Raw genomic sequence first — 13,748 nt, 5'->3', positions numbered from 1 at the left:
GGCTCTTAGCAGCTAAGAGCCTAATTTAATGGAGTAATTAATGGCGTTTGAGCAATGGGCAGCCTTGCCTTGGGTAAAATCTCAAAAAGATAAAATTCAATGGGGCGAGCTTTTAGGCAGTGGCTTGAGCATTGCCATTGCACAAGGTGTAAAACAACAAGATAACTTAGTGTTAATAGTTACGCCAGATACACCAAGTGCTTTGCGCCTTGAAACCGAATTAGAGTATTTGCTTCCTGATAATCCGGTAATGATATTTCCGGATTGGGAGACATTGCCTTATGATCATTTCTCTCCCCATCAAGATATTATTTCAGCACGCTTAGCAACGCTTAATACCCTGAAAAACGAGCAACAAAGCGTGCTTATTATGCCTGTATCAACGCTGATGCTGCGCACAGCCCCTGCTTCGTTTATATACGGTTCAACGCTTAATTTTAAAGTGGGCGATAGATTAGACACCCACGCTTTGCGTGAAAACTTAGAGCAAGCGGGTTACATGCACGTGCAACAAGTTATGGAGCATGGCGAATATGCAATACGTGGCTCTATTGTTGATTTATACCCGATGGGCAGTAAACACCCATTTAGGCTCGATTTTTTTGATGACGAGCTTGATACCATTCGCTTATTTGATGTGGAAACACAACGCTCAGACGAAAAAGTTGAAAAAATTGAGTTACTTCCAGCCCATGAATTCCCCACTAACGACACGGATATTGAACGCTTTAGAATAAACTATCGTGAAAAGTTTGGCGCAAGCGCAGAGCAAGACTCTGTCTATATGCAAGTTAGTAAAGGTAATTGGCCTGGAGGTATTGAATACTACATGCCATTATTTTTTGATGGCTTGGCGACTATTTTTGACTATTTGCCTGAATCAACAACCGTGATGGAGCTAGGCGATTTAGAACATGCGGCGGATAACTTTTGGCACGATGTTAATGTACGCTATGAAAACCGCCGTGTGGACCCCTTGCGCCCACTTTTACCACCGGATGAATTGTACCAGCCAATCAATGAGCTATTTTCAAACTTAGGTAATTATGGCCGCATTCGTTTATCGCAAGCAAAATTGGGCACTAAAGCAGGCAATAAAAACCTTGCCGTTAATGAATTACCCAATGTCCGCATTGATCATAAACAACATGAACCCTACAACGCATTCATTAGCTATGTGGCAGAACAAAAAAAGAAAAAAGGCCGAGTTGTCATTAGTGTTGAGTCGGATGGTCGACGTGAATCATTACTGAGTATATTAAAACCCAGCGGCTTAAAATTTAAAGAGTTTGATACTTTTGAGCAATTTACCAACAGCAGTAGTGACGTTGGTTTAATTGTAAGCCCACTTGAACAAAGTGTCGTGCTTAGCACAAAACCTAGCCTGAGCATTATTACTGAGCAAGAATTGCTTGGAATTAAAGTATCACAACGCAGACGCCGTAAGCACAAGTATGAAGCAAGCCAAGATGCGCTAATTCGTAACTTAGCAGAGTTAAAAGAAGGCCAACCGGTTGTGCACCTTGACCATGGTGTTGGCCGTTATCAAGGACTGCAAACAATTGATGCTGCCGGTGTGGTTACTGAATTTGTAACCATTATTTATGCCGGTGAAGCAAAGCTCTATGTGCCGGTATCAGCGCTTCATATGCTCAGTCGTTATTCAGGCGGTGAAGAAGCCAGTGCCCCACTGCATAAGCTCGGCTCTGATGCGTGGGATAAGGCAAAAAAACGCGCCGCTGAAAAAGTACGCGATGTCGCTGCTGAATTGCTCGATATCTACGCTCAGCGCCAAGCAAAGCCGGGTAATAAATTTACGCTGGATGGCCAAGCTTATCGTCAATTTAGTGATAGCTTCCCGTTTGAAGAAACGGATGATCAACGTAACGCTATTGAAGCTGTACTGGGTGATATGCAATCAAAACAAGCCATGGATCGCTTAGTCTGTGGTGATGTAGGCTTTGGTAAAACCGAAGTAGCAATGCGTGCAGCGTTTGTTGCGGTTAACGATAATAAGCAAGTTGCTATTTTAGTCCCTACCACCCTACTTGCTCAACAACACTACGATAACTTTAAAGACCGCTTTGCTGATTTTCCAATTGAAGTGGGCGTATTGTCTCGGTTTAATTCGACCAAAGAGCAAAAAGAAACCCTTGAAAAAATGAGTAATGGCAAGCTTGATGTGGTTATTGGCACGCATAAACTAATTCAACAAGACATCAATTTTAAAGACTTAGGCCTGTTAATTGTTGATGAAGAACACCGATTTGGGGTGCGCCAAAAAGAAAAAATTAAAGCCCTGAGAGCTGATGTTGACATACTCACCCTGACCGCAACCCCTATCCCCCGTACTTTAAATATGGCCATGAGTGGTATGCGCGATTTATCTATTATTGCTACCCCACCGGCTAAACGCTTAGCTGTTAAAACTTTTGTGCGCCAACGCGAAGAAGAGCTTATTCGCGAAGCGGTACTGCGTGAAATTAAACGCGGCGGCCAGGTGTACTTTTTACACAACAATGTAGAAACCATTGAGCGTGTTGCTCAGGAAATTAGCGAATGGGTGCCTGAGGCAACAGTTACCTCAGCCCACGGGCAAATGCGAGAGCAAGAGCTTGAGCAGATCATGACCGATTTTTATCACCAAAAATACAATGTACTGGTATGTACTACGATTATTGAAACCGGCATTGATGTACCCACAGCAAATACCATTATTATGGACAGAGCCGATAAACTCGGTCTTGCTCAGCTGCATCAATTACGCGGACGTGTTGGTAGAAGTCATCACCAAGCCTATGCTTATTTACTCACAGGTAACCCTAAAGCGCTCTCTAAAGATGCGAAAAAGCGTTTAGATGCCATTGCCTCATTAGAAGATTTAGGCGCAGGCTTTGCCTTAGCAACCCACGATTTAGAAATTCGTGGTGCCGGTGAGCTATTAGGAGACGATCAATCTGGACAAATGCAAACCATTGGCTTTAATTTATACATGGAAATGCTTGAACAGGCTGTTAACGCGCTTAAAAATGGTCAAGAGCCAACCCTTGAAAATTTATTACAAAAACAAACCGAAGTTGATTTAAAGCTACCTGCCTTGTTACCTGATGATTATATTCATGATGTTAACGCGCGTTTAGGTATGTACAAGCGTGTAGCAAGTTGTGCTAACCTTGCTGATATTGATGAACTGCAAGTAGAATTGATAGATCGATTTGGTTTATTACCTGATGCAGCTAAAAACCTATTTAGTTTACAACAACTAAAAATGCAGGCGAGCAATTTGGGCATAACCAAAATAGAAGCTAACCCGAGAGGAGGCTACTTTGAGTTTAGTCAAAATACCAAGGTTAATCCTAGCTTCATTATTGGTTTGATACAAAGTGCGCCACACATTTATAAAATGGATGGCGCAAATAAATTACGCTTTGCCATTAGCGAGGCGAATGCCCGTGAACGCTTAAAAATGATCACTGCTATGATTGCAGATTTCGAAAAAAAGGTTAGCCATTAATGTTGCTGAAAAAATCGCTGGTTATTTTATTCTGCTTATTTAGCAGTACTGCATTTGCAGAGCGCTGGTTTGAAGTAGAGGTGTTAATATTTAAACAGCACCCTGCTCCTTACTTACAAGAAGACTTTAGCTTAAAGCATGACGCCATTGAAGATAAAAACACCTTAGATTTATTGGCCTCTGCTTATAAAAACCAAGCAATGGACGCGTGTATAAACGGTGACCCACGCTTTCAAACACGTACATTTGCTGACACTTTGGTTAATTCAAACCCACAGTCTGCAGCGTGTAACGACAGCATTGATTATGTAAAAAGTTACGATGTGCTGCCAGTAACCCCTCAAGCACCAGTACAAGATACGATGGAGCAAACTTACCTGCTCGCTCCTGAACAACTGCAGTTTGAACAACAACGCCAAGCTTTAGACCGAAAAGGACTCACCCCTATATTACATACCGGCTGGCGGTTTGAAGGCGCAAGTAAATCACGCTCCCCTAGTATGCACTTATTTGCAGGCAACCAATTAAAAAACAATATGAACACCGGTTTTAGTTACGCCAATTCCGACTTTATTAGCTTACTTGATACTCCTGAGCCATTGTTTAATGAAGCACAGTCTCCGACCATGAAATGGGAGTTAGATGGCTTATTGAAAATACATTTACGCCATTATTTATACATTAATGCGGATTTCGATATTAGTGAAAAGCAAGATAATGGTGAGCTAGAATCAGCCCGTTTTTCACAATTTAGACGCGTTTTCAGCGAAGATATTCATTACTTTGATCATCCTCATATGGGTATGATTGTACAAATTCGAAAATTTAACCATTAACAGTAGGAAAATAATAATGAAGAAGCTCCTAATAATTGCTGCAGCACTGAGTCTTGCTGCTTGTTCAAAAGTAAGCATGGAAAATTACGAAAAAATTAAAATTGGTATGGACAAAACAGAAGTTGAAGCACTTTTAGGCAGTGCTGATAACTGTGTAGAAAAAACATTACATACTAGCTGTACTTGGGGTGATGACGCTAAAAACATCGAAATTACCCTGGTATCAGACAAAGTAACGCTTTACAGCAAAAAAGGGCTAACGGATAAATAAGGACAACAAAGGAATAACGTATGTTATTCCTCTTTTTTTGCATCGCTGGTGTAAATAAGCTCTATGTTGACTATTTTACTGCGGTTTAAAGTGATTTTGTAACGCTGATAGAGCGTTTTATCCGGTTCGGTTAGAACCAATACCATGTTTAACTGATAGCGCCTTTCTACTCCCTGTTTAGAAATTTTATTGTTTTCTAAATGATAGAGCTTCCCTTCCCCTTTTTTTAAATAACGTGCAAACGGCGCGAGATTAAATTGCAGCGTTTGCTGCAAGCTATCGTAGCCTGGCAAAAATTCTTTCGCACTTACCCGGGTTTCACTAGCAAAATGCAGCCATTGCGCCGCCTGTTTGTTTTGCTGACGACGCTTAGAAAAAATTTTCCTCACTTCTTTGGGGATTTTTTTAAACCGGGTGTACTCTAACCAAATAAACTGACTCGCCACTTTATCTTTTGTGATACTGTTTTTAAAAATAAAGCGCCATTTTGGCCGCCCTCGCACAATAGCACGCCAAATAATACGGGTAATATCTTCTTTAAATATTTCTCTTAGCCCGTAAATAACCCCTAAAATTAGAATTAATGAAGCGGTTATTTCAGTGAAGGTAGAACGCGCATTGAGTATTACCACCATCACAAAAGCCATTATAACAGCTGTTACAGAGCCTTTTACCAACCGCTTTAAATAGCTATTAAGATAGCGTGTTTGGCGCTGTAAAATCACTCCATGCTCTATTAAACGCTGGAGTAAACGCATCTTATTAGTAATTCTGTTGGCGTCTTTAAGCGTTGAATCAGAATTATATTGCTGCTCTGCTCGATACTCACTCTCTGACTTACAAAAGTTTAATAAGTCATTTCGCTCTTTAGCGTGATCGCTACTACGCGGGCCTTCATCAAGTAGCTTTAAAAAAGTTTGTTCAACTTGCCAGCTTAGGTAGTTATCAGCATTGGTATAAAACGGGATCAGCTTTTCGTTATCTGGGGTGTAACGTCTGAGTTTTCTAAGTAGGCTTTGGCTTTGTTCACAGAGTTCCATGGCTCGTTGATAAAACTCATCGCTTTCTTGAATTTTTAACGCATCTTTAATATCGGCATCAATTGCCAGACGCACTTGATAGCAATATAAATTTAAATTTTGTCGGTAATCTTGCTGCTCACCTTTGTTTTTACTAACAAAACGGCTTCGTACCAATGGAAGATGAATGTTATTCGCGTTATAGGCTACAAAAGATTTAAATTGGTTATTAAAGTAAGACTCTTCGCTGAGTGTTTGCGCGTTAATACCCATTTCGTTTGGGATAGAAAAATAAAGATCGAGACGCTGCTCTGCACGCGGTGATAGTTGCGGTTCAATAACAAACGATAAATTTTCGTCTTGCTTTAACAATGATGCCTCCTTCGGTTATCTACCTGAGTTTACGTGCCTCTTTAATTTTGTTCAACAAAAAAGGCCTAGTAAAAACTAGGCCTTTTAATAGTTCTAATGAATTAAAATTAGAACTTAACGTTTACGCCAGCGAATAAACGACGACCTAACGTATCAAACGTGTACGGGTCAGTGTTTGAATCGTTATTACCTGAGTAATACGGTGGCTCTTTATCAAATAAGTTATTAACACCTGCAGACAATGTCACTGTATCATTAATTAAGTAAGATCCACTAATGTCATGGTACACAACTGAAGGCGTTGAAGGTGCATAACATGTCTCACCATCAATACATGCGAAGCTATCTAGGCCAGCAATGTAGCGTGCTTCATAAGTTGCATCCCAGTTATCTCCTTTAACTGTTAAGTTAAAGTTTGATTTGATATCTGCGTAACTACCAGCTCCACCCGTAATGTAACCAGCGTAATCTACAACAGCACCCGTATCAACAACGTATTCATCTAAATATGTTGTATCAAGGCCAGCTCTCCAGCTTAAGCCTAATGCATCAAATGAATACTTCAGATTTAAGTCAATGCCAGATGTTTTTTCAGAACCAATATTACGAAGCTGATTATTGAAAACAATGCGACCATCAGCTTGTAAAATTGCACCTGTGCTTGCACAAAGTTCGTTTGAACTGCTGTTTGAATTACCAATACATTGATCAACAACGAATTGGTTGTTGTATGTTGAAATAGCATTTTCGATTTCAATGTCGTAGTAATCTACGGTCATTGAGAAACCTTCAAACCATTGTGGTTCGTACACCACACCAAACGTTAAAGTATCAGCTTCTTCTGGTGTTAGATTTTGATTACCGCCCACAGTTACTTCTGCCTGGCTATCAGCACCTGGGTATTTTACTTGCTCATAAGATGGCGCATTACCTGAGTAAAGCTCATCTACCGTTGGAGCACGGAATGCGGTTGAACGTACGCCACGGAACATCAATTCATCATTTGCTTTCCAAGTAAAACCAAGTTTCCATGTTTCATCAGAACCAAAAGTGCTGTAATCAAACGCGCGGATTGCCGCACTTAATTCAACATATTCTGCAAATGGAAGCTCAGATAGTAAGGGTAATGCAAACTCAACATAAGCCTCATTCACATCAAACCCACCACTTGTTGGATCTACACGTGGATCGTTACCTAGACCTTGAGCAGCAATTGAATCAGGATTATACCATGCCTTTTCTTGGCGACGCTCTACACCCGCTGCAAATGCAGCATAACCTGCAGGTAGCTCAAACATTTCACCAGATAATGAAGCTGCCAAAATAAATAACTGGCTTCCACCTGAGTTTTGCTCTGTGTATATATAATCTTGAATGTTTTCTTGTGACCAAGATGCCTCATTTAAAGGCTTAAATGTACCTGCAGCTAAGTCTTCTGTGATTGCAGAAACGTTGTGCAGATTACTCATTTTATCAACAGAATCATTGCGACCAAAGTTTGCTGATGCATCCCATGAATAATCACCAATAATACCTTCAGCACCCACAACAACACGAACAGTATCAACTGTTTGCGATAAGTCACGAGTACCACTTTCAGCCATACGACGACGGTAGCTTATTTCATCACCATAGGCGTAATTAGTCGGTGTTGTAACGTAATTATCATTAGCATCTTTTACAAATGCACCGTTAACGACTTGTCGCTTATCATAAGTTTGTGACAGTAAGCTGTCACCCATATCTTCGGTATATTTAAAGCCAAAGTTGATAGGCTGTGGTGCTAACTTTTGCTCTGACCAGCGCTTAGTATAGGTAAACTCGCTGAAAAGCATTGTGTCATCATTTAGTTCATAATTACCTAAACCTGTGATGTTTAAGCGTTCCATAGGTGTGTATAGGTAGCTTTTAGACGCATAGTTGTATGCATCGTTTTCATCGGTATAGCGGTGTAAGTTACCGCCAAGGCCACTTAAACCAGCATCGTCAGCAACACCCTGCTTCTCGATTTCACCTTTATCGTTGATGATATTAGCTGTATTAACATTGTAAATATGGCCGCCTTCGCTGAATGAAGAACCGCCACAGAAAAGTCCATTTTCGCCTTCAAATAAAGGACATGATGAGAAACCACGATCACCTTGACTTGCTTCACCACGATCAGTGTATTGAATACCAAAAACCATATTACCTTTGTCAAATGTTGTACCTAAGGTAAAGTCGATTGATGTTTCTGACGCATCATGTTTTGAAGTCATGGCTGTGTTGACGTTTAAATCTAAACCTTCAAAGTCATTTTTAAGGATAATATTTACTACACCCGCTACAGCATCTGTGCCGTATACAGCAGAAGCACCGTCTTTAAGTACTTCAATTTGTTTGATCATTGATACTGGAATAGTATTTAAATCAACCGTTGAAGCCGCACCAGTACCTGAATTGATCATACGACGACCATTAACAAGTACTAAAGTACGCTGTGAACCTAAACCACGTAAATCTATAGATGCACCACCGCCAGAGCCATTATTAACGCCAGGGTTTGTCATTGCACCACCCGTAGCCGTCATTTGTTGTAATACGCTATCTACAGATGTTGCACCTGATGCTTTAATTTCATCGGCACCGATAAGTGTAACTGGGCTAGCAGTTTCCATATCTGAACGCTTAATACGAGAACCCGTTACTTGAATTTTTTCAATTGACTTTGCTGCTTCGTCTGCAGCTAAAACCTGAACACTTGAGAACATTGGGATCGCTGCAATTACAGCTAAACCAAGAGTTGATTTTTTCATGGATGAACCCTACTTGTTGAAAATTTACCTAAATTGGTAATGCTCACTTTTATGAGAATTTTGAGTGAGCGGGAGCAACTTAGGCGCCTTTAACTGAACGAAAACTTAACGAACGATCACTATGCAATCAATGAAAATTAAGACGTCCCACGAAAGGAACAAAGGTTACAGTATGTTTCATTGTTAATTAATAAAAACATTTAGAAATCATAAACTAAAGACCAAGCAATCACATAAAAAACACAGCTGAAATCAAATGAGTAGAGTTTGTAATCAAATGTAATTATTACAATAATGTGCCCTAAACAGGAAAATTAACATGTTAATCACAGCTCGTTATTAAAACGGTAAAACTAGGTGTTAATTACTAACCATATTTATGCAAGTAGATTGTTTATTTAGTCTGATTTTTTTTGTTATAAGTTTTAATCATGCAAATTTTATGTGTATTGAAGGTTTAAGACGGGCTGCCAATTAAACTAAAAACGGCTATCAAAGTGGATCCATTAGATAAATCTACATATTAATGACATGGGTGCTTTATTGCACGTATGAGCACAATTGAATAAGTAAGCCAAGCAGAGCTTAAGTTATAAACTTGGAAGGTAAATGGATATGTAAAAGCTATATTAAGAATGGTTATTTTATCAGATAGACTTTAATTGCAGATAACTATTAAATGTGAGGCATTTGGCTTTGCCGCTATAATTTTACGGGAATGGCGCAGTTAAAAACCACGCCTGAGTAGAAAGCCTTTATTAGGTAACGTTAAAAAAATATTCAACATTTTCACTTATGCCAGTGTTTGTATCGACAGTAGTAAGAATAAGCTTCCACACCATGTTTTTTTCTGAGCAAATCCCTACCATAGTATTAGCTACCCAAACGCTGCCCTGATTTTTAAATTGTACGGGAATGTAACCCATATACATGCTAACGCCTTCTAATTTAGCTGCAGTTATTGTTACACCAGTCGGTAACTGAGTGTAAATTGAAAACGGTGTCTCTGGTGATAGGGTTTCTTCGCTTAGCCAAACTTTAACTTGATTTGGAAAAATACACGGGTTGTTATTTTTACACTCTGTTTGTGATTGATTTACTTTTGGTGTTGATGTTGATCCAGAAAAGTCACAACCTAGTAAGAATAGTAGAAAAGAAAGTAAACATACTCTATATATATACATGCAGGTTCTCAAAGTATCTAATGTATTAGCCCAACATTTGGGCACGTTGGTTGATTATCGGCTTTAATGGGCAAGTAAGGTACAAATCACCTCAAAAAATAGACAGCAAGTTAATAAAGTTTGATTGATGTCATATTATTACGCAATTGACCTATCTTTTTAAGGCCAAAAAATTTATCATTTCAACCGCAAAAAAAACAAGTATTTCTTGAGATTATTATCTTTAACAACCACATATTGTGGGTTTTAGATAGTATACTTTGGAATAATAGTAGGTCCTACTTTTACAAGTAGGTAATTCATTTCTAAACGCATTTATTGCAGCGGAAGCCAGAAAATGAGCCAAACAGTAGCATCACAAACTGAGTACAATTATAAAGTTGTACGCCAATTCGCTATTATGACAGTGATTTGGGGCATCGTTGGCATGGGTATTGGGGTTCTGATAGCTGCCCAATTAGCTTGGCCAGCTCTTAACTTTGACACACCATGGTTAACTTACTCTCGACTTCGTCCGTTACACACGAACGCAGTAATTTTCGCATTTGGTACAAGTGCACTTTTTGCGACGTCTTATTACGTCGTACAACGTACATGTCAAACGCGCCTTCTTTCAGACAAATTAGCCGCCTTTACCTTTTGGGGTTGGCAGTTAGTTATTGTTCTAGCAGCAATTACTCTACCTATGGGTATTTCAAGTTCTAAAGAGTATGCAGAACTTGAGTGGCCAATCGATATCTTAATTGCTGTTGTTTGGGTAACTTACGCTATTGTATTTATGGGCACTATTGCAAAACGCAAAGTAGCGCATATTTATGTAGCTAACTGGTTCTATGCTGGTTTCATTATTACCGTTGCTGTTCTACATATTGTTAACAGCATGGCAGTCCCAGTCTCATTGACTAAATCATATTCAATCTATGCAGGTGCCGTAGATGCAATGGTTCAGTGGTGGTATGGCCACAACGCAGTAGGCTTCCTTCTAACTGCGGGTTTCTTGGGTATGATGTATTACTTTGTACCAAAGCAAGCGGGTCGCCCTGTTTATTCATACCGTTTGTCGGTTGTTCACTTTTGGGCACTTATCTCTCTTTACATTTGGGCAGGTCCTCACCACCTTCACTACACTGCGCTTCCTGATTGGACGCAAAGCTTAGGTATGGTGATGTCTATTATCTTATTCGTACCGTCTTGGGGTGGTATGATCAACGGTATTATGACGCTCTCAGGTGCATGGCATAAGCTACGTACTGACCCTGTTTTACGTTTCTTAGTGGTTTCATTGTCTTTCTACGGTATGTCGACGTTTGAAGGCCCGATGATGGCAATTAAATCTGTTAATGCGTTATCGCACTACACAGATTGGACTGTAGGTCACGTTCACTCAGGTGCATTAGGTTGGGTTGCGATGATTTCTATCGGTGCTATTTACCACCTTATCCCTGCGTTATTCTCGCAAGGTCGTATGTACAGCATTAAATTAATCAATACACACTTCTGGTTACACACAGTGGGTGTTGTTTTATACATTGTTGCAATGTGGATTTCAGGTGTAATGCAAGGTCTAATGTGGCGTGCAGTTAACTCTGACGGTACATTAATGTACAGCTTTGTACAGTCGTTAGAAGCCTCTCATCCTTTCTATGTTATGCGTTTCTTAGGCGGTGTATTCATCGTTACAGGTATGCTGGTTATGGCTTATAACGTTTATCGTACAGTTTCAGCGAAAAATAACTCGTTAGAACTTGATGAACAAGCGCAGTTAGCATAACGGAGTTAGATAATGAGCAATAAAAATTCACAAAACAAACACGAAATTATCGAGAAAAACATTGGCCTCATGGCCATCTTGACTGTTTTCGCAATCAGCTTCGGTGCATTAGTAGAAATTACGCCGCTAATGTTCCAAGACGATACAACCAAGCCAGTTGATGGGTTACGCCCGTTAAACGCACTAGAGTTTGAAGGTCGCGACATTTATGTACGTGAAGGTTGTGCTAACTGTCACTCTCAAATGATCCGTCCATTTCGTGATGAAGTTGAGCGTTACGGTCACTACTCTGTAGCAGGCGAGTCAGTATGGGATCACCCTTTCCTTTGGGGTTCTAAACGTACTGGCCCTGACTTAGCACGAGTAGGTAAACGTTACTCAGATGATTGGCATTATGCGCACTTAATGGATCCACGTGCCGTGGTTCCTGAGTCTAATATGCCAGGTTTCCCTTGGTTAGCAGAGAACACGCTTGATACAAGTCTGACTCTGAAAAAACTACAAATTTTCCGTGACACGTTTGCTATTAATCCAGAAAACCCAAAACACCCGGGTCTAGGTTATGGCAGTGACGAGGAATTAATCGCTGACATTGCTAAGGTTGATGCAATGAATGACGGTAAAGGTGCAACAGAAATGCAAGCCCTTATCGCTTATTTGCAACAACTTGGCACACATTTGAAGTAGATTATTATGGACTACGGGACATACAGAGGCATTTTGACTCTGGTAATTTTAGTATTATTTATTGTGATTGTTGGATGGGCATATAGCAAGCGTAGTAAAAGTCGTTTTAAAGACGCTGCTAATGTCATATTTGAAGATGAAAAAAAACACAACAATACACTCTCTAACGAGGAAAAGGGGTCTGAGAAATGACTAGCTTTTGGAGTATATGGGTTATTGTATTAACCCTTGCATGCTTAATCATTATCTTTGGTCTACTAGTTTGGAACTTAAAAAACTATGTAGGTGTAAAAGAAGGTGAAAGCTGTGGACATGAGTTTGACGGCATTCAAGAATTAAACAATCCACTACCGAAATGGTGGACTTACATGTTCTTCGCAACGTTTGTGTGGTCTGTTTATTACTTAGCAGCCTACCCAGGTTTAGGTAATTGGGAAGGTTTAGCAAAATGGACAAGCTCAAACCAAGGTATTACCTCTTTAACTGAATCGAAAGAAGCAGTCATTGAAGCGAAAGAAGATGGCCGTTTTGTAAAGCTAGATGCTGAATACCGCGCTGCTGAAGAACGTTTTGGTCCTATTTTTAATGAATTGGCTCAAATACCTGTTCTAGATTTAGTAGAGTCTAAATTTGCTGGTGATGCAGCACAGCAAGTTGCGCTAGAAAACGGCACTAAACATGAGCAAACTCAAGGTCAACTCGCAGTTGAAATTGGTCAACGTTTGTTCTCACAAAACTGTGCACAATGTCATGGCTCTGATGCTCGTGGTGGTACTGGCTTCCCTAACCTTACTGACAACGATTGGTTGTACGGTGGTTCTCCTGACAAGATCAGAGAAACATTACTTTTAGGTCGTGTTGCAGCAATGCCACCTTGGGGTGATGCATTAGGTGAGCAAGGCGTGAAAGAAATGACGGCTTACGTACTTAGCCTATCTGGTCGTACTGTTAACCAAAAAGATGCCGATGCAGGTAAAGCAAAATTTGCTATGTGTGCTGCGTGTCATGGTCCAGATGGTAAAGGTTCAGTTGCCCATAACCTACCGTTTGGTGCACCAAACTTAACTGATAACATTTGGTTATACGGTGGTTCTCAACGCGCTGTTGAAGAAACACTTAACCATGGCCGTGCTGGTGTAATGCCTGCATGGAAAGAGATTTTAGGCGAAGATAAAATTCACCTATTAACTGCTTACGTTTACAGCTTATCGCAAGATAAATAACGATAAAGTTAACAAAACGTTTCAGTTTTAATCTTTTTATTTCAGTAGATTAATTCAGATCAAAAAAGCCTCCACT

General features: G+C 40.1%; 10 protein-coding genes. 7 read left to right on the top strand and 3 right to left on the bottom strand.

Translation table 11 applies throughout. The features are described from left to right. Positions 1 to 40 precede the first annotated feature (40 nt). From mfd to MTN96_RS02720, 3 genes are read left to right on the top strand one after another with little or no spacing between them, the layout of a single operon-like run. The gene (gene mfd / locus MTN96_RS02730) at positions 41 to 3,514 is read left to right on the top strand and encodes a transcription-repair coupling factor (protein ID WP_138687011.1); all 3,474 of its coding nucleotides are present in this window, start codon (positions 41 to 43) and stop codon (positions 3,512 to 3,514) included. Next, on the top strand, positions 3,514 to 4,350 hold the full coding sequence (locus MTN96_RS02725) for a peptidoglycan binding protein CsiV (protein ID WP_058154448.1): 837 nt from the start codon (positions 3,514 to 3,516) through the stop codon (positions 4,348 to 4,350). The genes mfd and MTN96_RS02725 overlap by 1 nt, the downstream gene beginning before the upstream one ends. Positions 4,351 to 4,366: 16 nt before the next feature. Then, positions 4,367 to 4,621 (top strand): hypothetical protein, encoded by a 255-nt coding sequence (locus MTN96_RS02720; RefSeq protein WP_013464674.1) that lies wholly within the window; start codon positions 4,367 to 4,369, stop codon positions 4,619 to 4,621. A gap of 23 nt (positions 4,622 to 4,644) precedes the next feature. On the opposite strand, the gene MTN96_RS02715 is transcribed toward MTN96_RS02720, so the two are convergent. The 3 genes from MTN96_RS02715 to MTN96_RS02705 form a co-directional block, all read right to left on the bottom strand. Next, positions 4,645 to 6,012, bottom strand: a complete 1,368-nt coding sequence (locus MTN96_RS02715; protein ID WP_058154447.1) for a hypothetical protein — start codon at positions 6,010 to 6,012, stop codon at positions 4,645 to 4,647. Positions 6,013 to 6,119: 107 nt separating this feature from the next. Beyond that, positions 6,120 to 8,807 carry a TonB-dependent receptor gene (locus MTN96_RS02710; RefSeq protein ID WP_013464672.1) on the bottom strand — a complete coding sequence of 896 codons (2,688 nt, stop codon included), beginning with the start codon at positions 8,805 to 8,807 and terminating at the stop codon, positions 6,120 to 6,122. A gap of 758 nt (positions 8,808 to 9,565) precedes the next feature. Further along, positions 9,566 to 9,991: a hypothetical protein gene (locus tag MTN96_RS02705; RefSeq protein WP_058154446.1), complete on the bottom strand. Its 426-nt coding sequence runs from the start codon at positions 9,989 to 9,991 to the stop codon at positions 9,566 to 9,568. A 337-nt stretch (positions 9,992 to 10,328) separates the two neighbouring features. Here MTN96_RS02705 and ccoN point away from each other — a divergent pair, with 337 nt between their 5' ends. Genes ccoN through ccoP form a run of 4 tightly spaced genes read left to right on the top strand, consistent with a single transcriptional unit; the run spans position 10,329 to position 13,672 of the window. Continuing rightward, entirely contained in the window at positions 10,329 to 11,762 is a 1,434-nt protein-coding gene (gene ccoN / locus MTN96_RS02700) for a cytochrome-c oxidase, cbb3-type subunit I (RefSeq protein ID WP_013464670.1), read from the top strand. A 12-nt stretch (positions 11,763 to 11,774) separates the two neighbouring features. Then, positions 11,775 to 12,449: a cytochrome-c oxidase, cbb3-type subunit II gene (ccoO, locus tag MTN96_RS02695; RefSeq protein ID WP_013464669.1), complete on the top strand. Its 675-nt coding sequence runs from the start codon at positions 11,775 to 11,777 to the stop codon at positions 12,447 to 12,449. Between the two features lie 6 nt (positions 12,450 to 12,455). Next, positions 12,456 to 12,641, top strand: coding sequence for a cbb3-type cytochrome c oxidase subunit 3 (locus MTN96_RS02690; RefSeq protein WP_010389598.1), 186 nt, complete (start codon positions 12,456 to 12,458; stop codon positions 12,639 to 12,641). Beyond that, positions 12,638 to 13,672: a cytochrome-c oxidase, cbb3-type subunit III gene (gene ccoP, locus MTN96_RS02685; RefSeq protein ID WP_013464668.1), complete on the top strand. Its 1,035-nt coding sequence runs from the start codon at positions 12,638 to 12,640 to the stop codon at positions 13,670 to 13,672. The genes MTN96_RS02690 and ccoP overlap by 4 nt, the downstream gene beginning before the upstream one ends. Positions 13,673 to 13,748: the final 76 nt, after the last annotated feature.

The organism is Pseudoalteromonas sp. 2CM28B (assembly GCF_023161935.1).
This window is presented reverse-complemented; position numbering and strand designations above follow the sequence as displayed.